The sequence below is a fragment of the Escherichia sp. E4930 genome (genome assembly GCF_005845405.1).
Classification (GTDB): Bacteria; Pseudomonadota; Gammaproteobacteria; order Enterobacterales; family Enterobacteriaceae; genus Escherichia.
In genome coordinates, this window is the sequence record NZ_VCDZ01000002.1 from 137,707 (window position 1) to 161,075 (window position 23,369).

17 protein-coding genes are annotated in these 23,369 nt (G+C 51.5%); 13 read left to right on the forward strand and 4 right to left on the reverse strand.

Going from position 1 to position 23,369, the window contains the following annotated elements; translation table 11 throughout:
- The first annotated feature begins 367 nt into the window (after window positions 1-367).
- Window positions 368-475 carry a type I toxin-antitoxin system toxin Ldr family protein gene (locus FFT88_RS01790; protein WP_074399497.1) on the forward strand — a complete coding sequence of 36 codons (108 nt, stop codon included), beginning with the start codon at window positions 368-370 and terminating at the stop codon, window positions 473-475.
- An 85-nt stretch (window positions 476-560) separates the two neighbouring features.
- On the opposite strand, the gene bcsG is transcribed toward FFT88_RS01790, so the two are convergent.
- Genes bcsG through bcsE form a run of 3 tightly spaced genes read right to left on the reverse strand, consistent with a single transcriptional unit; the run spans window position 561 to window position 3,996 of the window.
- Window positions 561-2,240 (reverse strand): cellulose biosynthesis protein BcsG, encoded by a 1,680-nt coding sequence (bcsG, locus tag FFT88_RS01795; RefSeq protein ID WP_135405362.1) that lies wholly within the window; start codon window positions 2,238-2,240, stop codon window positions 561-563.
- Complete coding sequence (gene bcsF / locus FFT88_RS01800) at window positions 2,237-2,428, reverse strand: cellulose biosynthesis protein BcsF (RefSeq protein WP_130216286.1); 192 nt, start codon at window positions 2,426-2,428, stop codon at window positions 2,237-2,239. The genes bcsG and bcsF overlap by 4 nt, the downstream gene beginning before the upstream one ends.
- Entirely contained in the window at window positions 2,425-3,996 is a 1,572-nt protein-coding gene (gene bcsE, locus FFT88_RS01805) for a cellulose biosynthesis c-di-GMP-binding protein BcsE (RefSeq protein ID WP_135405365.1), read from the reverse strand. The genes bcsF and bcsE overlap by 4 nt, the downstream gene beginning before the upstream one ends.
- 273 nt (window positions 3,997-4,269) lie before the next feature.
- Between bcsE and bcsR the strand changes: the two genes are divergently transcribed.
- The 12 genes from bcsR to FFT88_RS01875 all read left to right on the forward strand — a co-directional run bounded on the left by bcsR (window position 4,270) and on the right by FFT88_RS01875 (window position 22,387).
- Window positions 4,270-4,458, forward strand: a complete 189-nt coding sequence (gene bcsR, locus FFT88_RS01810; protein ID WP_064527810.1) for a cellulose biosynthesis protein BcsR — start codon at window positions 4,270-4,272, stop codon at window positions 4,456-4,458.
- 11 nt (window positions 4,459-4,469) lie between these two features.
- A complete protein-coding gene (bcsQ, locus tag FFT88_RS01815; RefSeq protein WP_135405367.1) occupies window positions 4,470-5,222 on the forward strand; it encodes a cellulose biosynthesis protein BcsQ in 753 nt (250 codons plus the stop codon).
- Entirely contained in the window at window positions 5,219-7,837 is a 2,619-nt protein-coding gene (bcsA, locus tag FFT88_RS01820) for a UDP-forming cellulose synthase catalytic subunit (protein ID WP_130210108.1), read from the forward strand. The genes bcsQ and bcsA overlap by 4 nt, the downstream gene beginning before the upstream one ends.
- Before the next feature lie 10 nt (window positions 7,838-7,847).
- Complete coding sequence (gene bcsB / locus FFT88_RS01825; protein WP_135405369.1) at window positions 7,848-10,187, forward strand: cellulose biosynthesis cyclic di-GMP-binding regulatory protein BcsB; 2,340 nt, start codon at window positions 7,848-7,850, stop codon at window positions 10,185-10,187.
- Window positions 10,188-10,193: 6 nt separating this feature from the next.
- Window positions 10,194-11,300, forward strand: coding sequence for a cellulose synthase complex periplasmic endoglucanase BcsZ (gene bcsZ / locus FFT88_RS01830; protein WP_130223080.1), 1,107 nt, complete (start codon window positions 10,194-10,196; stop codon window positions 11,298-11,300).
- Window positions 11,282-14,755 (forward strand): cellulose synthase complex outer membrane protein BcsC, encoded by a 3,474-nt coding sequence (gene bcsC, locus FFT88_RS01835; protein ID WP_135405372.1) that lies wholly within the window; start codon window positions 11,282-11,284, stop codon window positions 14,753-14,755. Before bcsZ ends, bcsC begins: the two co-directional genes overlap by 19 nt.
- 82 nt (window positions 14,756-14,837) lie before the next feature.
- Window positions 14,838-16,826, forward strand: a complete 1,989-nt coding sequence (gene hmsP / locus FFT88_RS01840; protein WP_135405375.1) for a biofilm formation regulator HmsP — start codon at window positions 14,838-14,840, stop codon at window positions 16,824-16,826.
- 182 nt (window positions 16,827-17,008) lie between these two features.
- The gene (dctA, locus tag FFT88_RS01845; RefSeq protein ID WP_130216296.1) at window positions 17,009-18,295 is read left to right on the forward strand and encodes a C4-dicarboxylate transporter DctC; all 1,287 of its coding nucleotides are present in this window, start codon (window positions 17,009-17,011) and stop codon (window positions 18,293-18,295) included.
- Window positions 18,296-18,514: 219 nt separating this feature from the next.
- Window positions 18,515-20,011 (forward strand): pitrilysin family protein, encoded by a 1,497-nt coding sequence (locus tag FFT88_RS01850; RefSeq protein ID WP_130222969.1) that lies wholly within the window; start codon window positions 18,515-18,517, stop codon window positions 20,009-20,011.
- 203 nt (window positions 20,012-20,214) lie between these two features.
- The gene (locus tag FFT88_RS01855; RefSeq protein ID WP_130222967.1) at window positions 20,215-20,640 is read left to right on the forward strand and encodes a hypothetical protein; all 426 of its coding nucleotides are present in this window, start codon (window positions 20,215-20,217) and stop codon (window positions 20,638-20,640) included.
- Window positions 20,641-21,235: 595 nt separating this feature from the next.
- The gene (locus tag FFT88_RS01870; RefSeq protein ID WP_130222965.1) at window positions 21,236-21,727 is read left to right on the forward strand and encodes a hypothetical protein; all 492 of its coding nucleotides are present in this window, start codon (window positions 21,236-21,238) and stop codon (window positions 21,725-21,727) included.
- Window positions 21,728-21,802: 75 nt separating this feature from the next.
- Window positions 21,803-22,387, forward strand: a complete 585-nt coding sequence (locus tag FFT88_RS01875; RefSeq protein ID WP_135405377.1) for a hypothetical protein — start codon at window positions 21,803-21,805, stop codon at window positions 22,385-22,387.
- On the opposite strand, the gene kdgK is transcribed toward FFT88_RS01875, so the two are convergent.
- Window positions 22,359-23,288: a 2-dehydro-3-deoxygluconokinase gene (gene kdgK, locus FFT88_RS01880; RefSeq protein WP_135405380.1), complete on the reverse strand. Its 930-nt coding sequence runs from the start codon at window positions 23,286-23,288 to the stop codon at window positions 22,359-22,361. The two genes, FFT88_RS01875 and kdgK, sit on opposite strands and share 29 nt — an antisense overlap.
- Window positions 23,289-23,369: the final 81 nt, after the last annotated feature.

Consider the following 23,369-nt stretch of genomic DNA (forward strand, 5'->3'; position numbering starts at 1 on the left):
TGCGGGCGTCAGGCTGCCGTAATGGCAATTTGCGCCCGGACCAGGCCGCAGGGGGGAACTCTGCGGCCTTTTTCGTAAGAAAAATGTAACGGTTGCAAGCGGATAATATTCTGCGGAATGCGCAGCACAGAGTGAAGAAGTGACGGATTCCGGAACAGAAAAACAATCGTAGAATCAGCGGCAAGCCGGAAGGATTCCGGTGAGGCGCAATGTTGCGGGGGCTTTATCCCCGGCGGCATTGGTTGCTGGAAAGAGAAAACCCCCGCACGTTGCAGGTGTACACCTGACAATATGACGGGGGCCATTCTTGAACATCAACAACTCAAGGATAGCCGCGAAATGTTGTCATTACAACAGAGGCGGCTATATGACGCTCGCAGAGTTGAGCATGGCCTTCTGGCACGATTTAGCGGCTCCGGTCATTGCTGGCATTCTCGCCAGCCTGATCGTGAGCTGGCTGAATAAGCGGAAGTAACGCGTCATGCGGGCGTCAGGCTGCCGTAATGGCAATTTGCGCCCGGACCAGGCCGCAGGGGGAAACTCTGCGGCCTTTTTCGTAATTACTGCGGATAAGGCACCCAGTCGCCACCGTTCAGGCGAACATACGGTTTATTTTGATATTGAATGACCACCGCATTCGAGTTCTCGGAAACAGGCGCAGTCTGTGGTAATCCACTAGTGAGTTTTTTCCAGTCAACATTGTCTTCGGTGAAAATCTTGCCATCGAGAACGCGAACCACCAGATCAGAGATTGCCAGGAAGCTGCTTGGTTGGTCGATGACAATTGGCGCGCCCTGATGTGGTGTTTTCATGCCGAAGAATTTCACGCCAACCGGTACATTAGTGATTGCCGGGCTGGGGATATCACGCAAACCAGAAACTTGCATTCTGTCACCTTTCAACGCGCCACCGTGTTCCGGTACTACGACGACCATCACTTTACGACCCGATTTCTCCAGCTCAGTAAAGAAGGCGTCCAGTTCATCAAAGAACTTCTGCGCTCGCGCTTTGTAATCCGCTGTTTTGCTGACGCCCGGATAATGGTTGCCATCATGCAGTGGAAGCGTGTTGTAGAACGTGGCGCTACGACTGTTTTTATCTTTTTCGGTAACGTCCAGCCAGCGGTTAAGCACGGCAGTATCGTCATAAACCGGCGAACCATCAAAGCCCAGTAAAATAACCGGCAGATTTGTTTGATCCATCAATTCGGTTTGCATACCGCCGTTTTCGCGAACTTCTTTCAGGAAGCCGCCAAACTGGCCGTTATGTCCCATCATCAGGTGCTGGGTAAAGCCCAGTTTTGACAAGTTATCGAACAGATAGCAGTCATTATTTGCTGGTTGATACAGATTGGTGTGCGATGGCTGACCGCAACTGGCGCGCAGCAAACGAATCGCCGCCGGACCGCTGTATGAGGTTGCAGAGTTGAAATTCTTGAACTCAATATCAAAATGCGACCACAACGGATGTGACATTAATCCGGCAGCTTCAATATCCGACCATGAAAGCGAACAGATATTAATCACCAGAAGCTCAAATGGCTGCGCATCCGCTGGCAGCGCGGATGGGAAGGTCGATTTACGTTTCGCCTCGGCGTTATAGAAATTATTCAGCCAGGCATTGAGGTTTGCGGTTGTCGGTGGTGCAGTTTGCGCTGGCATATCTCCAACTACTGGCGTGCCGCCGGTTGCCGCGACTGTTGCCGCAGCGTTACCGCCCGTCGTTGTTACCGTGGTGGTCGGTTGACCGGCTGGCCACAGGGAGAAACTTGGACCAGCCAGCGTAAGTACGTTCAGCCATACCAGAATGGCGACCACAAAAACGGTGATGCGAATCCATTGCGACAAGAATAACCAGGCCACTAACAAAACAAAGACGGCACCAATCATCTGCCAGTTAATAAAGCGCGTGACCAGATCGATTAAATAATCGGTACTAAAGCCTGCCACTTGTGACCCCTGGCTCATAATACTTTCCGGGCCAGGTAGCCAGGTATCATGCCAGAAGAGGGCAAAGCCGATCGGCAGGGCGATCCAGTGGCGCAGGCGATGCAGGCTGTAGCGCGGAATCGGCATTAGCAAGAATGCGGCAAATACCAGATTGAGTAGCGGATGGAAGTTAAGGTAGCCCGCCCACAACAGGCCGAACTTAACCAGAAAATAAAAGTTCCAGCCAGAAAGGCCGCGCCAGTATTGCCAGAGGGAAGAAGGCATAGCGGTATTTTGGGTAAATTGAGTCATTTTTTGGTAGCCCTGGCTTTTTCTGCACGGCGTAACGTACCGGCCGGTTTTACATAACGAGGTTTCGCAAACAACAAACGCAGGGTGTCACGAATGCGCCGTAGGGAATGGCGCGCCAGATAGCCCAGCGGGAAAAAAACAAGCGCACAAACGACAATGATTTCAATGATATCGCTGATGGTCATCATGATGAATGCTCCACAGGATCACTCAACAGTCGCAGCGGTTCCGGTATTCGTCGCCAGTTACGCCCATCATGCTCGGCATTGATTACCGGCATGGAGGCCTGAGTTAAAGGCAGTGGCACCCCCCATTGTTCCGGGGCCAGCAGACGCATTTGCACCAGCTCGGCGCTGATTTGGTCATCTTCAAACCAGACCATACGGTTAGAGAAAATATCGCCGGTGGGTAACGGGAAAATGTGATTCAACGCAGTATCCAGATCGTTGATCCGACAGAAAGAGAGAAATAACACCAGCCGATTGCCACCAACGGTCATAATGTCGCCAGTTCGGTTGGGACGGCACAGCGTCAGGGCTTGCTCAACGCGGATGCCCGGTACTGGGCGTAAAGCGACCAGCACGCCTTTGCCATGCGCAGGCAACAACGTGTTATTCATCATATTGTTGACCGCCTCACAGAACACATCCCATTTTTGAAAACCGCGCAGCTTCAGCGGTTGGGTCATTGACAGCAAGGTCGAGATATCTTCCGGAACATAGCGGCTGAACTTCTGCCCTTGCACGCTTTCAATCATCGTCAGACAGCGGGAGAGCGGGGCGTTCCAGGGAATAACCATGTTAGCGCCACAGGCCAGTAGCAGGCGTTCATCCGTGGCGCGCAGGCTGGCGGTATTTTCCCGCACGAGGATCTTCATCGCACTACCACGCTGGCGACGCAGGGTATGAATGCTGCGGGCCAGTGGTTCAATTTGCCCATTTTGCTGTAAAGAGAAAACGACGGTTGCAGCCTGTGCAGTCCGGGCTTCATTGAACAGAGTTTCGTTGTTGTCGAACAGTTGCCAGTGTTCTGATAACGGGGGGGCGCCTTCCAGCACAGCAATATTGCTAAGAATGCGTTTTTCATCGCTGCGTGGTTGGATCTCCGCTTCTTCACGCTGAACTAACGTCCAGATACCCTCTTGCTGCTGAACGATGAGTTGCTGACGGGCGCTAACCCCTTTTTCGTTGCACCAGAAGGCGATATCCAGCAGATGTTGATCGCCCTGAAAACGCAAACTGGCGAGGCCAAAAAGAGAACGGTATTCCTCCAGCAACAATGAAAATTGTTTATCGTTATTATTTCCTGGATTAATTACCAGCAGTGAGCAATGGTATAATCTGCTCCACTTGTTCATTTTATCCAGCCATGAACGAAGCCGCTCAGTTGGAATGTTTTGCCATGCATTATTGGCACAAACAAGAATGAAAAGATAATTTTCGGGATCAATAGAACATTGTAAATCACGGGGCAAATAGTATAGCCCCTTTTCATGATTTAGCATTGAAAATAATTTTATTTTTTCCGGTCCGTGAGAATCATCTAATTTGAAGGTTTTTTCGGGATCGTTATCCATGCTAATGACCGCGACTTTCGCGGTTTCAGCTTGAGAAGCCATCGTTTGATTCACAAGGCTGATAGCATCTTCTTGACGATCGACGTTAAACCACCAGACGCCGCCTGCTGGCATATGCCGCAACTCATCCCACAAAGATGAGATACCGATAGAGAATACAGGGTCCACAACGTCCCTCAAGTCACCATTTTGTCTGATTATCAGTTTACTAGCGAAAGCTAAGAAATAAACCTACCATTGAAATTAAAACTTATCAGATTTAGCATGTGAATCAATTTAGCAGGCTGGAAGCCTTATGATATCAGTCTTTTCGTTTTTTACTTTCGTTAGTTGCGTACATGAAAGTTAAAAAATGAACGGATTACGTATTGCCGTCTGGCATTATACGGGCAAAATTCTGTCGATTAGAATTGACTGATGCGTGGCGGGTATATTTTATCGAGATTAAGCATAATGAATAACAACGAACAGGATACTCTGCCTGATCCCGCGATAGGCTATATCTTTCAGAATGATATTTTGGCGTTAAAGCAGGCGTTTTCACTGCCTGATATCGATTATGCCGATATTTCTCAGCGTGAGCAGTTAGCAGCGGCGTTAAAACGCTGGCCATTGTTGGCTGAGTTTGCGCAACAGAAGTAGGGGAGTAGTGAATGGCCGTACTGGGATTACAGGGGGTGCGGGGAGGTGTGGGTACAACAACCATCACCGCCGCGTTGGCCTGGGCATTGCAAATGTTGGGAGAAAATGTCCTGGTGGTTGATGCCTGCCCGGACAATTTGTTGCGCTTGTCGTTCAACGTTGATTTTACCCATCGTCAAGGCTGGGCCAGAGCCATGCTGGATGGTCAGGACTGGCGAGATGCCGGGATGCGCTATACCTCGCAGCTCGATCTGCTGCCTTTTGGTCAGTTAACCATTGAAGAGCAAGAGAATCCCCAGCACTGGCAAACTCAGTTGGGTGCAATTTGCGAAGGCTTGCAGCAGCTGCAGGCCAGTGGGCGTTATCAATGGATTTTGATCGACTTACCGCGCGACGCCTCGCAGATAACGCATCAAATCCTGAGCCTGTGCGATCACTCGCTGGCAATCGTTAAAGTGGATGCTAACTGCCATATTCGGCTGCATCAGCAAGCACTGCCTGCTGGCGCGCATATATTGATTAATGATTTCCGCATTGGCAGCCAGGTTCAGGAAGATATTTACCAGTTGTGGTTGCAAAGCCAGCGCCGGTTACTGCCAATGTTGATTCATCGCGATGAAGCGATGGCTGAATGCCTGGCGGCGAAACAGCCGTTAGGTGAATACCGCAGTGATGCGCTGGCGGCGGAGGAAGTTCTGACGCTGGCAAACTGGTGCCTGTTGAACTATTCCGTGCTGAAAAAGCCAGTCGGGAGCGCGTCATGAGTATCTTGACCCGGTGGTTGCTTATCCCGCCGGTCAACGCGCGTCTTATCGGGCGTTATCGGGATTATCGTCGTCACGGCGCCTCGGCTTTCAGCGCGACGCTTGGCTGTTTTTGGCTGATCCTGGCCTGGGTGTTCATTCCGCTTGAACACCCGCGCTGGCAGCGTATTCGCGCAGAACATAAAAATCTTTACCCACATATCAACGCTTCGCGTCCGCGTCCGTTGGATCCGGTCCGTTATGTCATTCAGACTTGCTGGTTGTTGATCGGCGCTTCACGCAGAGAGACGCCAAAACCACGCTGGCGGGCATTTTCTGGCTTGCAGAATATCCGTGGGCGTTACCATCAATGGATGGACAAACTGCCAGAGCGAGTCAGCCAGAACACGCAACATCTTGATGAGAAAAAAGAACTGGGCCATCTGAGCGCCGGAGCACGGCGTTTTATTCTTGGCGTTATTGTGACTTTCTCGCTGATTCTGGCGCTAATTTGCGTCACTCAGCCTTTTAACCCGTTGTCGCAATTTATCTTCCTGATGTTGCTGTGGGGCGTGGCGCTAATGGTGCGGCGTATGCCAGGGCGCTTCTCGGCGCTGATGCTGATTGTGCTGTCGCTGACTGTCTCGTGTCGCTATATCTGGTGGCGATATACCTCGACGTTGAACTGGGATGATCCGGTCAGCCTGGTATGTGGCTTAATCCTGCTATTTGCGGAAACTTATGCGTGGATTGTGCTGGTGCTCGGCTACTTCCAGGTGGTATGGCCACTGAATCGTCAGCCAGTACCGCTGCCGAAAGACATGTCGCAATGGCCGTCGGTGGATATCTTTGTACCGACCTACAACGAAGATCTCAGCGTGGTGAAAAACACCATTTATGCTTCGCTGGGTATCGACTGGCCGAAAGACAAACTCAACATCTGGATCCTTGATGACGGCGGCAGGGAAGAGTTTCGCCAGTTTGCGCAAAACGTTGGGGTGAAATATATCGCCCGAACGACGCATGAACATGCGAAAGCAGGCAACATCAATAATGCACTGAAATATGCCAAAGGCGAGTTCGTGTCGATTTTCGACTGCGACCACGTTCCCACACGCTCGTTCCTGCAAATGACCATGGGCTGGTTCCTGAAAGAAAAGCAGTTGGCGATGATGCAGACGCCTCACCACTTCTTCTCGCCAGATCCGTTCGAACGCAACCTGGGGCGTTTTCGTAAAACGCCGAACGAAGGCACGCTGTTCTACGGTCTGGTGCAGGACGGTAATGACATGTGGGATGCCACTTTCTTCTGCGGTTCCTGTGCGGTGATTCGTCGTAAGCCGTTGGACGAGATTGGCGGCATCGCGGTCGAAACCGTGACTGAAGATGCGCATACTTCTCTGCGTTTACACCGTCGTGGCTACACTTCCGCTTATATGCGTATTCCCCAGGCGGCGGGGCTGGCGACTGAAAGCCTTTCGGCGCACATTGGGCAGCGTATCCGTTGGGCGCGCGGGATGGTGCAAATCTTCCGTCTTGATAACCCGCTTACCGGTAAAGGGCTGAAATTCGCCCAACGGCTGTGCTACGTCAACGCTATGTTCCACTTCTTGTCGGGGATTCCACGGCTGATCTTCCTGACCGCGCCGCTGGCGTTCCTGCTGCTGCACGCCTACATCATTTATGCGCCTGCGTTGATGATAGCCCTGTTTGTGCTGCCGCATATGATTCACGCCAGCCTGACCAACTCGAAGATTCAGGGTAAATATCGCCACTCCTTCTGGAGCGAAATCTACGAGACGGTGCTCGCCTGGTATATCGCTCCGCCGACGCTGGTGGCGCTGATTAACCCGCACAAAGGCAAATTTAACGTCACCGCCAAAGGTGGTCTGGTGGAGGAAGAGTACGTCGACTGGGTGATCTCGCGACCGTACATCTTCCTCGTATTACTCAACCTGGTCGGTGTTGCTGTCGGCATCTGGCGTTACTTCTATGGCCCGCCGACCGAAATGCTCACCGTGGTCGTTAGTATGGTTTGGGTGTTCTACAACCTGATTATTCTCGGTGGCGCAGTAGCGGTATCGGTAGAAAGCAAGCAGGTACGTCGTTCACACCGTGTTGAGATGACCATGCCAGCGGCGATTGCCCGGGAAGATGGGCATCTTTTCTCCTGCACCGTTCAGGACTTCTCTGACGGCGGCCTGGGGATCAAGATCAACGGTCAGGCGCAGATTCTGGAAGGACAGAAAGTGAATCTGCTGCTCAAACGCGGTCAGCAAGAGTATGCCTTCCCGACTCAGGTTGCGCGCGTGATGGGTAACGAAGTGGGGCTGCAATTGATGCCGCTCACTACCCAGCAACATATCGATTTTGTGCAGTGTACGTTTGCCCGTGCGGATACATGGGCGCTCTGGCAGGACAGCTACCCGGAAGATAAGCCGCTGGAAAGTCTGCTGGATATTTTGAAGCTCGGCTTCCGTGGCTACCGCCACCTGGCGGAGTTTGCGCCTTCTTCGGTGAAGGGCATTTTCCGTGTGCTGACTTCTCTGGTTTCCTGGGTTGTTTCGTTCATTCCGCGTCGCCCGGAGCGGAGCGAAACGGTACAACCATCGGATCAGGCTTTGGCTCAACAATGATGATAACGCGATGAAAAGAAAACTATTCTGGATTTGTGCAGTGGCTATGGGGATGAGTGCGTTCCCCTCTTTCATGACGCAGGCGACACCGACGACGCAACCACTGATCAATGCTGAGCCAACTGTGCCTGCCCAGGCGGAGCAAAATCCGCGGGTCGGACAGGTGATGCCTGGCGTGCAGGGCGCGGACGCGCCCATCGTGGCGCAGAACGGTCCTTCGCGCGATGTGAAGCTGACCTTTGCGCAAATCGCGCCGCCGCCGGGCAGCATGGTACTGCGTGGCATTAACCCGAACGGCAGCATAGAGTTTGGTATGCGCAGTGATGAAGTGGTGACGAAGGCGATGCTTAACCTTGAATATACGCCGTCGCCATCACTGCTGCCGATACAGTCACAGTTGAAAGTCTATCTGAACGATGAGTTGATGGGCGTGCTGCCAGTGACCAAAGAGCAGTTGGGTAAAAAGACGTTGGCGCAAATGCCGATTAATCCGCTGTTTATCACCGACTTCAACCGCGTGCGGCTGGAGTTTGTTGGTCATTATCAGGATGTCTGTGAAAACCCGGCCAGCACAACGCTCTGGCTGGATGTTGGACGCAGTAGCGGACTGGATCTGACGTATCAATCACTGAATGTGAAAAATGATCTGTCGCACTTCCCGATTCCGTTTTTCGACCCGAGGGATAACCGTGCCAATACGTTGCCGATAGTTTTTGCTGGTGCGCCGGATGTTGGTCTGCAACAGGCTTCGGCGATTGTTGCGTCGTGGTTTGGTTCCCGTTCTGGCTGGCGCGGACAGAACTTCCCGGTACTCTATAATCAGCTTCCGGACCGCAATGCGATTGTCTTTGCGACCAATGACAAGCGACCGGACTTCCTGCGCGATCATCCGGCAGTAAAAGCCCCGGTGATTGAGATGATCAACCATCCGGAGAATCCTTACGTCAAACTGCTGGTGGTGTTTGGTCGTGACGACAAAGACCTGTTGCAGGCAGCGAAAGGTATCGCTCAGGGTAACATTCTGTTCCGTGGTGAAAGCGTGGTAGTGAATGAAGTGAAACCGCTGCTACCGCGTAAACCGTACGATGCGCCAAACTGGGTGCGAACCGATCGTCCGGTCACCTTTGGTGAGCTGAAAACCTATGAAGAACAGTTACAGTCCAGCGGGCTGGAGCCGGCAGCGATTAACATCTCGCTGAACTTGCCGCCAGATCTCTACCTGATGCGCAGCACCGGTATCGATATGGATATCAACTATCGCTACACCATGCCGCCGGTGAAAGACAGCTCGCGGATGGATATCAGCCTGAACAACCAGTTCCTGCAATCTTTCAACCTGAGCAGTAAACAGGAGGCGAACCGCCTGCTGCTGCGGATCCCGGTGTTGCAAGGTTTGCTGGATGGTAAAACCGATGTCTCCATTCCGGCGCTGAAACTGGGGGCGACCAACCAGTTGCGTTTCGATTTTGAGTATATGAACCCAATGCCGGGCGGTTCGGTGGATAACTGCATTACCTTCCAGCCGGTGCAGAATCACGTCGTGATCGGCGATGACTCAACTATTGATTTCTCAAAGTATTACCACTTCATTCCGATGCCGGATCTGCGCGCGTTTGCTAATGCGGGCTTCCCGTTCAGCCGGATGGCGGATTTGTCGCAAACCATTACCGTGATGCCAAAAACACCAAACGAAGCGCAGATGGAAACACTGCTTAATACGGTGGGCTTTATTGGTGCACAGACGGGCTTCCCGGCGATCAACCTGACGGTGACCGATGATGGCAGCACCATTCAGGGGAAAGACGCCGATATCATGATAATTGGCGGTATCCCGGACAAATTAAAAGATGACAAGCAGATCGATCTGCTGGTGCAGGCTACCGAAAGTTGGGTGAAAACGCCGATGCGCCAGACTCCGTTCCCCGGCATTGTGCCTGACGAAAACGACCGCGCAGCAGAAACTCAGTCCACGCTGACCTCTTCTGGTGCGATGGCGGCGGTGATTGGCTTCCAGTCACCGTATAACGACCAGCGCAGCGTGATTGCGTTACTGGCGGATAGTCCACGCGGCTATGAAATGCTTAACGATGCGGTGAACGACAGCGGTAAACGCGCCACTATGTTTGGTTCCGTAGCGGTGATTCGCGAGTCCGGTGTTAACAGCCTGCGCGTTGGCGACGTCTATTACGTCGGTCATCTGCCGTGGTTTGAACGTTTATGGTACGCACTGGCGAACCATCCGATTCTGCTGGCGATACTGGCGGCAATCAGCGTGGTGCTGCTGGCCTGGGTACTGTGGCGTCTGCTGCGCATCATCAGCCGTCGTCGTCTTAATCCGGATAATGAGTAATCGATGATGAAAGTTTTGCGTAGTGGGATCGTGACGATGCTGCTGTTGGCTGCCTTCAGTGTTCAGGCAGCTTGCAACTGGCCTGCCTGGGAGCAGTTCAAAAAGGATTACATCAGTCAGGAAGGGCGCGTCATTGACCCCAGTGATGCACGCAAAATTACCACCTCTGAAGGGCAAAGCTACGGCATGTTCTTTGCCCTGGCGGCTAATGATCGTGCGACATTTGACAACCTACTTGACTGGACCCAGAACAATCTTGCTCAGGGGGCCTTAAACGAACATTTGCCTGCCTGGCTGTGGGGCAAAAAAGAGAACAGTAAGTGGGAAGTGCTGGACAGCAATTCGGCCTCTGATGGTGATATCTGGATGGCCTGGTCGTTGCTTGAGGCGGGGCGATTGTGGAAAGAGCAACGTTATACCGACATCGGCAGCGCATTGTTAAAACGCATTGCGCAAGAGGAAGTGGTGACGGTGCCGGGGCTGGGTTCGATGCTGTTACCGGGAAAAGTCGGCTTTGCCGAGAATAACACCTGGCGTTTGAACCCGAGTTATCTACCACCGACGCTGGCACAGTATTTCACCCGCTTTGGCGCGCCGTGGACTACGCTGCGCGAAACCAATCAACGTTTGCTGCTGGAAACTGCACCGAAAGGCTTTTCGCCAGACTGGGTGCGCTATGAGAAAGACAAAGGCTGGCAGCTGAAAGCTGAAAAAACGCTGATCAGCAGCTATGACGCGATTCGCGTTTACATGTGGGTCGGCATGATGCCAGAGACTGATCCGCAAAAAGCACGGCTGTTAGCGCGTTTTAAACCGATGGCGACATTTACTGAGAAGAACGGCTATCCGCCGGAGAAAGTTGATGTCGCTACGGGTAAAGCGCAGGGGCAAGGGCCGGTAGGTTTTTCTGCGGCTATGTTGCCGTTTCTTCAGGACCGTGACGCGCAGGCTGTACAGCGCCAGCGTGTGGCAGATAACTTTCCTGGCAGCGATGCCTATTACAATTATGTGCTGACCCTGTTCGGACAAGGCTGGGATCAACACCGTTTCCGCTTCTCGACAAAAGGTGAGTTATTGCCTGATTGGGGCCAGGAATGCGCAAATTCACACTAAACATCCTCACACTTTCCCTCGGTCTGGCTGTGATGCCGATGGTCGAGGCGGCGCCAACCGCCCAGCAACAGTTACTGGAGCAGGTACGAGTTGGCGAAGCGACTCACCGCGAAGACCTGGTGCAGCAGTCGCTGTATCGTCTGGAACTTATTGATCCGAATAACCCGGACGTCGTTGCTGCCCGTTTTCGCTCTCTGTTACGGCAGGGTGATGTCGATGGGGCGCAAAAACAACTCGACCGATTGTCGCAATTAGCGCCGAGTTCAAACGCTTACAAATCGTCGCGGACGACGATGTTGCTTTCCTCGCCGGATGGTCGTCAGGCATTGCAACAAGCACGATTGCAGGCCACCACCGGGCATGCGGAAGAAGCCGTGGCGGGTTACAACAAACTGTTCAACGGGGCGCCGCCGGAAGGTGACATTGCCGTCGAGTACTGGAGTACTGTGGCGAAAATTCCGGCTCGCCGTGGCGAAGCGATTAATCAGCTAAAACGCATCAATGCGGATACGCCGGGCAACACGGGCCTGCAAAACAATCTGGCGCTATTGCTGTTTAGCAGCGATCGCCGTGACGAAGGTTTTGCGGTGCTGGAGCAGATGGCGAAATCGAACGCCGGTCGTGATGGTGCTTCTAAAATCTGGTACGGGCAGATTAAAGACATGCCTGTCAGCGATGCCAGCGTGCAGGCGCTGAAAAAATATCTCTCAATATTTAGCGATGGCGACAACGTGGCTGCTGCACAATCGCAACTGGCAGAACAACAAAAACAACTGGCCGATCCTGCTTTCCGCGCTCGTGCGCAAGGTTTAGCGGCGGTGGATTCAGGCATGGCGGGTAAAGCCATCCCCGAGTTGCAACTGGCGGTGCGTGCTAACCCGAAAGACAGTGAAGCGCTGGGGGCGCTGGGTCAGGCGTATTCTCAGAAAGGCGATCGCGCCAATGCGGTGGCGAATCTGGAGAAAGCCCTCGCGCTGGACCCGCACAGCAGCAACAACGACAAATGGAACAGCCTGCTGAAAGTAAACCGCTACTGGCTGGCGATCCAACAGGGCGATGCCGCGCTTAAAGCGAACAATCCTGATCAAGCGGAACGTTTATTCCAGCAGGCGCGCAATGTAGATAATACTGACAGCTATGCGGTGCTGGGGCTGGGTGATGTGGCGATGGCGCGCAAAGATTACCCCGCAGCTGAACGTTATTATCAGCAGACGCTGCGGATGGACAGCGGCAACACCAACGCCGTGCGCGGTCTGGCGAATCTTTATCGCCAGCAATCGCCGGAAAAGGCTGAAGCATTTATTGCCTCGCTCTCTGCCAGCCAGCGGCGCAGCGTTGACGATATTGAACGTAGTCTGCAAAACGACCGTTTGTCACAGCAGGCCGAAGCGCTGGAAAAACAGGGCAAATGGGCGCAGGCAGCAGCACTTCAGCGCCAGCGACTGGCGCTGGACCCCGGCAGTGTGTGGATTACTTACCGACTTTCGCAGGATCTCTGGCAGGCCGGACAACGCAGCCAGGCTGACACTCTGATGCGCAATCTGGCGCAGCAGAAGCCGAACGACCCGGAGCAGGTTTACGCCTACGGGCTGTATCTCTCCGGTCATGATCAGGACCGGGCGGCACTGGCGCATATCAACAGCCTGCCGCGCGCGCAGTGGAACAGCAATATTCATGAACTGGTGAACCGGCTGCAAAGCGATCAGGTGCTGGAAACAGCCAATCGCCTGCGTGAAAGCGGCAAAGAAGCCGAAGCGGAAGCGATGCTGCGTCAGCAACCACCTTCCACACGCATTGATCTCACCCTGGCCGACTGGGCGCAGCAACGGCGCGATTACACCGCCGCCCGCGCGGCTTATCAGAACGTTTTGACGCGCGAGCCAACTAACGCCGACGCCATCCTGGGTCTGACGGAAGTGGATATCGCTGCCGGTGACAACGCGGCGGCACGTAGCCAGCTGGCGAAACTGCCCGCCACCGATAACGCCTCTCTGAACACTCAGCGGCGCGTGGCGCTGGCGCAGGCGCAGCTTGGCGATACCGCAGCGGCACAGCAGACATTTAACAAGCTGATCCCGCAGGCAAAATCTCAGCCGCCGTCGATGGAAAGCGCGATGGTACTGCGCGATGGTGCGAAGTTTGAAGCACAGGCGGGCGATCCAAAGCAGGCGCTGGAAACCTACAAAGACGCGATGGTCGCATCCGGTGTGACCACGACGCGTCCGCAGGATAACGACACCTTTACCCGACTGACCCGCAACGACGAGAAAGATGACTGGCTGAAACGCGGCGTACGTAGCGATGCGGCGGACCTCTATCGTCAGCAGGATCTTAACGTCACCCTGGAGCACGACTACTGGGGATCGAGCGGCACTGGCGGATACTCCGATCTGAAAGCGCACACCACCATGTTGCAGGTAGATGCGCCATATGCGGACGGACGAATGTTCTTCCGCAGCGATTTCGTCAATATGAATGTCGGCAGTTTCTCCACCAACGACGACGGCACATGGGACAACAACTGGGGGACCTGTACGTTACAAGACTGTAGCGGCAATCGCAGTCAGTCGGATTCTGGCGCAAGCGTGGCGGTCGGCTGGCGAAATGACGTCTGGAGTTGGGATATCGGCACCACGCCGATGGGCTTCAACGTCGTGGACGTGGTCGGCGGCGTCAGTTACAGCGATGATATCGGGCCGCTTGGTTACACCGTTAACGCCCATCGCCGACCTATTTCCAGTTCATTACTTGCCTTCGGCGGACAGAAAGACTCTCCGAGCAATACCGGGAAAAAATGGGGCGGCGTACGTGCCGATGGTGTGGGGTTAAGTCTGAGCTATGATAAAGGCGAGGCAAACGGCGTCTGGGCATCACTTAGCGGTGACCAGTTAACCGGCAAAAATGTCGAAGATAACTGGCGCGTGCGCTGGATGACGGGCTATTACTATAAAGTCATCAACCAGAATAATCGTCGCGTCACTATCGGCCTGAACAACATGATCTGGCATTACGACAAAGACCTGAGTGGGTACTCACTTGGGCAGGGCGGCTACTACAGCCCGCAGGAGTATCTGTCGTTTGCCGTACCGGTGATGTGGCGTGAGCGCACGGAAAACTGGTCATGGGAGCTGGGCGCGTCTGGCTCATGGTCGCACTCGCGCACTAAAACCATGCCGCGTTATCCGCTGATGAACCTGATTCCGAATGACTGGAAAGACGACGCCGCTGACCAGACCAATGGTGGCGGTAGCAGCCAGGGCTTTGGCTATACGGCGCGAGCGTTACTTGAACGACGCGTCACATCCAACTGGTTTGTCGGCACGGCGATTGATATCCAACAGGCGAAAGATTATGCGCCAAGCCATTTCCTGCTCTACGTGCGGTATTCTGCCGCCGGATGGCAGGGCGATATGGATTTACCGCCACAGCCGCTGATACCTTACGCCGACTGGTAAGTTTTCAGATAGCGCCTCTCTTAATGCCGCTGCGATCGGGTATACTCGGGCGGCAGTCTGGGATTTCCGGGGGAGAGATAATTTGCGCGTTAGTCGTTCGTTAACAATCAAGCAGATGGCAATGGTGGCGGCCGTTGTTCTGGTGTTTGTCTTTGTTTTTTGCACCGTTTTGCTGTTCCATCTGGTACAGCAGAATCGCTATAACACGGCTACGCAACTGGAAAGCATTGCTCGTTCTGTCCGCGAACCCTTGTCCTCAGCCATCCTCAAAGGGGATATTCCCCAGGCGGAGGCCATTCTCTCCAGCATCAAACCTGCGGGCGTGGTCAGCCGCGCAGATGTGGTGCTGCCTAACCAGTTCCAGGCGCTGCGTAAAAGTTTTATTCCCGAACGCCCGGTGCCGGTAATGGTTACCCGACTGCTCGAACTACCGGTGCAAATCTCGCTGGGCGTCTACTCGCTGGAGCGCCCGGCAAACCCACAACCGATTGCCTATCTGGTGTTACAGGCGGATTCCTTCCGCATGTATAAGTTCGTGATGAGTACGCTCTCAACGTTAGTGACCATTTACTTACTTTTATCGCTCATCCTGACAGTGGCGATTAGCTGGTGTATTAACAGACTGATATTACATCCTTTACGCAATATTGCTCGTGAGCTGAACGCCATTCCACCGCAAGAGATTATCGGCCATCAGCTGGCGCTGCCGCGTCTGCATCAGGACGATGAAATAGGTATGCTGGTGCGCAGTTATAACCTTAACCAGCAACTGTTGCAGCGCCATTATGAAGAGCAGATCGAAAACGCGATGCGCTTCCCGGTGTCGGACTTGCCAAACAAAGCCCTGCTGATGGAGATGCTGGAACAGGTGGTGACGCGTAAACAGACGACTGCGCTGATGATTATCACCTGCGAAACCCTGCGCGACACCGCCGGTGTGCTGAAAGAGGCGCAGCGGGAAATCCTGCTACTTACGCTGGTGGAAAAACTCAAGTCGGTGCTGTCGCCGCGCATGGTTCTCGCGCAGGTCAGTGGCTATGACTTCGCTGTTATCGCCAACGGTGTGCAGGAGCCGTGGCACGCTATTACGTTAGGTCAGCAAGTACTCACTATCATGCGCGAGCCTTTGCCGATTGATCGCATTCAACTGCGCCCACACTGTAACATCGGCGTGGCGATGTTCTATGGCGATATCACCGCCGAACAACTTTATGGTCGTGCTATTTCTGCGGCGTTTACTGCTCGTCATAAAGGGAAGAATCAGATTCAGTTCTATGATCCGCAGCAGATGGAAGCCGCTCAACAGCGGCTGACGGAAGAGAGCGATATCCTTAATGCGCTTGAAAATCATCAGTTTGCGATTTGGCTACAACCACAAGTTGAGATGACCAGCGGCAAATTAGTCAGCGCGGAAGTGTTATTGCGTATCCAGCAACCGGATGGGAGTTGGGACCTACCTGATGGGTTAATTGATCGTATTGAGTCTTGTGGACTGATGGTTACCGTCGGTCACTGGGTGCTGGAAGAGTCATGCCGACTGCTTGCCGCCTGGCAGGAGCGCGGCATTATGCTGCCATTATCGGTGAACATCTCAGCCCTGCAACTGATGCACCCGAATATGGTGGCGGATATGCTGGAACTGCTAACGCGCTATCGTGTTCAGCCAGGAACGCTGATTCTGGAAGTGACAGAAAGCCGACGCATTGATGACCCTCACGCGGCGGTGGCAATCCTTCGTCCGCTGCGCAACGCCGGAGTACAGGTGGCGCTGGATGATTTCGGTATGGGCTATTCAGGGTTGCGTCAGTTGCAGCATATGAAATCTCTCCCGGTGGACGTTTTGAAAATCGACAAAATGTTCATTGATGGTTTGCCGGAAGATAGCAGCATGATTGCCGCGATTATCATGTTGGCGAAAAGCCTGAATCTGCAAATCATTGCTGAAGGCGTAGAGACAGAAGCACAACGTGACTGGTTGGCAAAGGCGGGCGTTGGAATTGCCCAGGGCTTCCTTTTTGCACGTCCACTTCCCATTGAAATCTTCGAAGAGAGTTACCTGGAAGAAAAGTAGCTACCTCAAACTGATTACAAAACTTTAAAAAGTGCTGGTTTGTGCGAGCCAGCTCAAACTTTTTAACCTTTTTGTTTCAATTATGATCCAGGTACATTTCTGTGATGTTGTCTGGGTGTTATTTTAAGGCCGCAGGTACCCCATAACCTTACAAGACCTGTGGTTTTACTAAAGGACACCCTATGAAAACCTCTCTGTTTAAAAGCCTTTACTTTCAGGTCCTGACAGCGATAGCCATTGGTATTCTCCTTGGCCATTTCTACCCTGAAATAGGCGAGCAAATGAAACCGCTTGGCGACGGGTTCGTTAAGCTCATTAAGATGATCATCGCTCCCGTCATCTTTTGTACCGTCGTCACTGGCATTGCGGGCATGGAAAGCATGAAGGCGGTCGGTCGTACCGGCGCAGTCGCACTGCTTTACTTTGAGATAGTCAGTACCATCGCGCTGATTATTGGTCTTATTATCGTTAACGTTGTACAGCCAGGTGCTGGAATGAACGTCGATCCGGCGAGTCTGGATGCGAAAGCGGTAGCCGTTTACGCTGCGCAGGCGAAAGACCAGGGCATTGTCGCCTTCATTATGGATGTCATCCCGGCGAGCGTCATTGGCGCGTTTGCCAGCGGTAACATCCTGCAGGTGCTGCTGTTTGCCGTACTGTTTGGTTTTGCGCTGCATCGTCTGGGCAGCAAAGGCCAGCTGATTTTTAACGTTATCGAAAGTTTCTCGCAGGTCATCTTCGGCATCATCAATATGATCATGCGCCTGGCACCGATTGGGGCGTTCGGGGCGATGGCATTTACCATCGGTAAATACGGCGTCGGAACACTGGTGCAGCTGGGGCAGCTGATTATCTGCTTCTACATCACCTGTATCCTGTTTGTGGTGCTGGTACTGGGTTCAATCGCTAAAGCGACCGGTTTCAGTATCTTCAAATTTATCCGCTACATTCGTGAAGAACTGCTGATTGTGTTGGGAACATCGTCTTCCGAATCGGCGCTGCCACGTATGCTCGACAAGATGGAAAAACTCGGCTGCCGGAAATCGGTGGTGGGGTTGGTCATCCCGACAGGCTACTCGTTTAACCTTGATGGCACATCGATATACCTGACGATGGCGGCGGTATTTATTGCCCAGGCCACTAACAGTCAGATGGATATCGTCCACCAAATCACGCTGTTAATCGTATTGCTGCTTTCTTCTAAAGGGGCGGCAGGGGTAACGGGCAGTGGCTTTATCGTGCTGGCGGCGACGCTTTCAGCCGTAGGCCATTTGCCGGTGGCGGGTCTGGCGCTGATCCTCGGTATTGACCGCTTCATGTCGGAAGCTCGTGCGCTGACTAACCTGGTCGGTAACGGTGTAGCAACCATCGTGGTCGCTAAGTGGGTTAAAGAACTGGACCACAAAAAACTGGACGATGTGCTGAATAATCGTGCGCCGGAAGGCAAAACGCACGAATTATCCTCTTAATCTCACCACTTATGCCCGCACTCCCTTCCCCGAGTGCGGGTGTTTGCGCATAATTGCCCCCTGTGCCTGAACTTACCACCTGGGTGAGTTCAGGTTTATTTCACTTCTTCCGTGACATTTTTATATTCTTGCGGTCTAACACGAAGTGTTTTCAATGTCATTTAGACTGGCCGACAACGGGCAGTTTTTTATTACCAGGATAGTTGATCAGGGGTTCACATGCAGGGCACAAAAATTCGACTTTTAGCGGGCGGTTTGCTGATGATGGCCACTGCTGGCTATGTGCAGGCAGATGCGCTCCAGCCTGATCCAGCATGGCAACAGGGGACGCTCTCCAACGGTTTACAGTGGCAAGTGCTGACCACGCCCCAGCGTCCCAGCGATCGTGTTGAAATTCGCCTGCTGGTTAATACCGGTTCGCTCGCCGAAAGTACCCAACAGAGCGGTTATAGTCATGCCATTCCCCGCATTGCGCTGACGCAAAGCGGTGGCCTTGAAGCGGCACAGGCACGTTCACTGTGGCAACAGGGGATCGACCCTAAGCGCCCGATGCCGCCGGTGATCGTCTCTTACGACACCACGCTGTTTAATCTTAGTCTGCCAAATAACCGCAACGACTTGCTGAAAGAGGCGCTCTCTTATCTGGCAAATGCCAGTGGCAAACTGACCATCACACCAGAAACCATCAACCACGCGCTGCAAAGTCAGGACATGGTGGCAACCTGGCCTGCCGACACCAAAGAAGGCTGGTGGCGCTATCGTCTGAAAGGATCAACCTTGTTAGGTCACGATCCTGCCGATCCGCTGAAACAACCCGTTGAAGCAGAAAAGATTAAAGACTTCTACCAGAAATGGTACACCCCGGATGCAATGACGCTGCTGGTGGTGGGAAACGTTGATGCGCGCTCGGTTGTAGACCAAATCAACAAAACGTTTGGCGAACTGAAAGGCAAACGTGAAACACCGGCTCCGGTGCCGACGCTTTCTCCTCTGCGTGCGGAAGCGGTGAGTATTATGACCGATGCGGTACGCCAGGACCGGTTATCCATCATGTGGGATACGCCGTGGCAACCGATTCGTGAATCAGCCGCACTGCTGCGCTACTGGCGTGCGGACCTGGCCCGTGAGGCGCTGTTCTGGCACGTTCAGCAAGCATTAAGCGCCAGTAACAGTAAAGACATTGGTCTTGGATTTGACTGTCGTGTGCTGTATCTGCGTGCGCAGTGTGCCATCAACATCGAGTCACCAAACGACAAGCTGAACAGCAACCTTAATCTGGTGGCGCGTGAGCTGGCGAAGGTTCGTGATAAAGGTCTGCCGGAAGAAGAGTTCAACGCTCTGGTGGCGCAAAAGAAACTGGAGTTGCAGAAATTGTTTGCCGCCTATGCGCGAGCTGATACCGATATTCTGATGGGCCAGCGGATGCGTTCGTTGCAAAATCAGGTTGTCGATATCGCACCGGAGCAATATCAGAAACTGCGCCAGGATTTCCTTAACAGCCTGACGGTGGAGATGTTAAATCAGGATTTGCGTCAGCAACTGTCGAACGACATGGCGTTAATTCTGTTGCAGCCGAAAGGCGAGCCGGAATTTAACATGAAAGCGTTGCAGGCGGCCTGGGATCAAATCATGGCCCCATCGACTGCGGCTGCCGCCACATCTGTTGCCACGGATGACGTCCATCCTGAAGTGACGGATATTCCACCCGCACAGTAATAAATAACCCGGCAGCGTTTCTTCTGCGCTGCCGGGATTAACGGTAATGAATAAGTTGCCGTGATATACCCGTAGATATTTTTCCAGGCACGGCGGTAGCGTGCAGATAACCATTCATTATTAAAATAAACTTACCGTAGAGTGGGTTTAATTATTTATTAGCTGAATAAATTATACTGGTGCCTCCTGGAAGGAGTGAGTTTATGCTTGTGTTAAAATCACAATCGATTGGATTCAGGATTTCCACAACTTATTTATCTTTAACATATACAGAGTCTGATGGCGTCAACATTAAAGTAGATGCTCTGGAGTTACTATCAGCAGAGAAAGATTATGTTCAAATTGAACTGGCCTTCACTACTGTTGCTGAAGTTAAGTGTGCTACCGTCAATTTTTATGAAGCCAACTATAACAATATTGTTATTAAGAAGGTTGATAGTGCAAATCTGGACTCAGGTATATATCAAGTAATGAATTCTGTACCGCTTGAAGAAAAAGAGAAATTATATGACCCTAAAAAACGGTTGAAGTTAAAACATTATATTATAGTAGGTTATGATAGTTATGTTGAGATTTTAGCTACTGGTTTTAGCTGTATACGTTGCCAGGGAATAGATGGTGTTAAATAATGGCCTATCATATAGAAATATTGAAAATTGAAGAAACTGATAAAGTAGTAAAATATGAATTTTGACCTACATCTTCTGACTATTGTAGATCTGATTACGGCGAGTTCGTGATAGATAAGAGAACGGGTGAGATGACGTTAGCCAGAATGGTAAAAACGATTCGGCTAATAAATTTTATTTGCGAGCGAGTTTTAAGATTCTGACCTGTTGGCGAAAGGGCTATTTGCCAAAAAATGAGGCGTGGGCTTCTTAATAAGTAACTTTGCAGAATAAGTGAGTTTTCCCATTTTTGGGGGGCAGTCGTTGATTCTTACACAGTTTATATTATGGGTGCAGAAAAACACTGGGCATAATATTAAATGCAATACCAATACATTATCAACCAGCATAGTTATTGATTTTGAGAATGATATCTATATTGCCAGGTTTACAGTTTGGGATGATTTAAGTTGTATGTCAGAAGTTATGTACGTTGAAACGGGGGATTATAAATTAAATCAGCGAAATAAATTCCATATTTATGATTCGCTAAGAAAGATTTTTGATAATTTCATGGAAACCATACAATAACTTGCGCTAAGAAAATAAAAACATTATGTTTAAATTGATAGCAATCAAAGAAACTCCTTTGGGAGTAAAAGATGACGAAGATCTCTCGGTATCAGAAGCCATATACTCAACCTATACTGATTATACAAACGATATCCTTATGGTGTTTGATAAAGTCGTTTTATGTTTAGATAGAAAAGGAGATATTAGCGATATCTATAATGATATCGTCAATATATTTGAGCAGTTAGAACTGGGTACTAAACAGTTTTTTATGTGTTTTTTATCCAGTACGTTCACTACCCGTTGGGAATTTGAGCATAAAAGCTCAGAGACCATCAATATAACCGCTTATTGGTTTGACGTAAGATATCTTTATGGTATCAACTCGATTATTAAAACTTCCACAATTGAAATCCCAGTATCTGAATTCAAAATACAATGGGGAAATATTATTAAACCAATGGAAAAAGACATTCTTTCGTTAGGTTATGATGAAACGTTAGTAAATTTTTCTTTTTTTAACAACTTTAATTGATGAGTTATTAGTCTGGTTCATCTAAAAATGTAGGTGTTTTTTTTTTGCGACATCAACGGATTTAAAGGAGTATAAATGCGCAACAAAAAACGTATACTATTCTTGCTAACAGTCATTCTTTGCTTAACAGGTCTTTATTCCTGCAACAAAAACTTTCTCTTACTTTGGGATGCCAATAATATTTATGTCAGCACAAGAAATAATATCGATAAAGACAAGGTAAAAATAGAATTCGGCATCAGCGTCAACACGATCAACCGAGAAACGGATGCCGGATTATTTGCTGACAGAGATAAGTATACAGTGCTCTTCGATGGTAGCCTGAAAAACAAGATGATAAACGAATATGGAGAAAATGATTATTTAATTACCTACGATGACCGCTGCTATTTATCATTTCGTCAATTTAAAACCAATCGTCGTCATCAACATGACTATTATTTTGACTTCTTTAACAACAATGGGAATGTCTTCGTCACGGTCGAAATTAAAGGTGAGAACCCGCTTAATTTTACTCGTGGTTTGAATGATATGCGTCAACAGTTTACTTCAAATTATCAGCATAGTTCGGTTCACCCCTGCAAGGCGATTAACGGAGAACGAATATCTACCCGTTCTCCGTCAAAAACCATTATTCCGGCATCGCTTCACGCGGGATAATCGCGCCGCGATACTGAATAACGGTACTTGCAGTTAAATGTCCGCGTTTTGCGGCGTCTTCCGCGCTGCCGCCTGTCAGACGTACCGCCAGATAACCGGCACTGAAAGAGTCGCCAGCGGCGGTGGTGTCGATCACTTTCTCTTTCGGCAGTTTCACCGCCGGAACATCAACTAACGCTTCACCTGCAATGGACACCAGGCAAGAATCCGCTCCACGTTTTACCACTACTTCTTTCACGCCCGCTTTATGGGTGCGCGCAATGACGTCTTCCACCGGTTGTTGACCCCACAGCGCGTCTTCGTCGTCCAGCGTCAGGAAGGCGATATCCGTGCATTCCAGCATTTGCTGATACACCTGCTGCGTCTCTTCTTTGCTGGCCCACAGGCGCGGACGGTAGTTATTGTCGAAAATCACTTTTCCGCCATTGGCGCGGCATTCGCGCAGCAGAGCAAGCAGCTTCTCGCGGCTGGTTGGGCTTAAAATCGCCAGGCTAATCCCGCTAAGGTAGAGATAATCGAAATTCGCCAGCTCTGCACAAATCGCCGCTGATTGCTCGCTCTCCAGCCAGAATTTGGCGGCGGCTTCGTTACGCCAGTAGTAGAACGTACGTTCGCCAGTGTCATCGGTTTCAATGTAGTAAAGGCCCGGCAGGCGGTTTTCCATCCGTTGGGTCAGGGAAGTATCAACGTTCTCGCCGTGCCAGGCGTCCAACATCTGCTGACTAAAACTGTCCGTTCCCAGCGCCGTCACGTAATGAACGGTTAATGCCGCAGGATCGACCTGACGGGCGATGTAGACGGAGGTGTTCAGGGTATCGCCGCCGAAACCGCGCTTAACGTCTGCGCATTTCTCGGAAAGCTCAATCATGCATTCGCCAATCACGGCAATCTTTTTGGACATAGTCGTGAACCTGATCTGTAAAAAAATTAGCGTTAGTTTGCGCTGTGGTGGTTTGTTGGTCAACTATATTAAAACACTGTT

Excerpts from the sequence above, each read along its gene's own strand:
- FFT88_RS01790 (WP_074399497.1), top strand. The coding sequence starts at position 368 with ATGACGCTCGCAGAGTTGAGCATGGCCTTCTGGCACGATTTAGCGGCT.
- bcsG (WP_135405362.1), bottom strand. The coding sequence starts at position 2,240 with ATGACTCAATTTACCCAAAATACCGCTATGCCTTCTTCCCTCTGGCAA.
- bcsF (WP_130216286.1), bottom strand. The coding sequence starts at position 2,428 with ATGATGACCATCAGCGATATCATTGAAATCATTGTCGTTTGTGCGCTT.
- bcsR (WP_064527810.1), top strand. The coding sequence starts at position 4,270 with ATGAATAACAACGAACAGGATACTCTGCCTGATCCCGCGATAGGCTAT.
- bcsQ (WP_135405367.1), top strand. The coding sequence starts at position 4,470 with ATGGCCGTACTGGGATTACAGGGGGTGCGGGGAGGTGTGGGTACAACA.
- bcsA (WP_130210108.1), top strand. The coding sequence starts at position 5,219 with ATGAGTATCTTGACCCGGTGGTTGCTTATCCCGCCGGTCAACGCGCGT.
- bcsB (WP_135405369.1), top strand. The coding sequence starts at position 7,848 with ATGAAAAGAAAACTATTCTGGATTTGTGCAGTGGCTATGGGGATGAGT.
- bcsZ (WP_130223080.1), top strand. The coding sequence starts at position 10,194 with ATGAAAGTTTTGCGTAGTGGGATCGTGACGATGCTGCTGTTGGCTGCC.
- bcsC (WP_135405372.1), top strand. The coding sequence starts at position 11,282 with ATGCGCAAATTCACACTAAACATCCTCACACTTTCCCTCGGTCTGGCT.
- dctA (WP_130216296.1), top strand. The coding sequence starts at position 17,009 with ATGAAAACCTCTCTGTTTAAAAGCCTTTACTTTCAGGTCCTGACAGCG.
- FFT88_RS01850 (WP_130222969.1), top strand. The coding sequence starts at position 18,515 with ATGCAGGGCACAAAAATTCGACTTTTAGCGGGCGGTTTGCTGATGATG.
- FFT88_RS01855 (WP_130222967.1), top strand. The coding sequence starts at position 20,215 with ATGCTTGTGTTAAAATCACAATCGATTGGATTCAGGATTTCCACAACT.
- FFT88_RS01870 (WP_130222965.1), top strand. The coding sequence starts at position 21,236 with ATGTTTAAATTGATAGCAATCAAAGAAACTCCTTTGGGAGTAAAAGAT.
- FFT88_RS01875 (WP_135405377.1), top strand. The coding sequence starts at position 21,803 with ATGCGCAACAAAAAACGTATACTATTCTTGCTAACAGTCATTCTTTGC.
- kdgK (WP_135405380.1), bottom strand. The coding sequence starts at position 23,288 with ATGTCCAAAAAGATTGCCGTGATTGGCGAATGCATGATTGAGCTTTCC.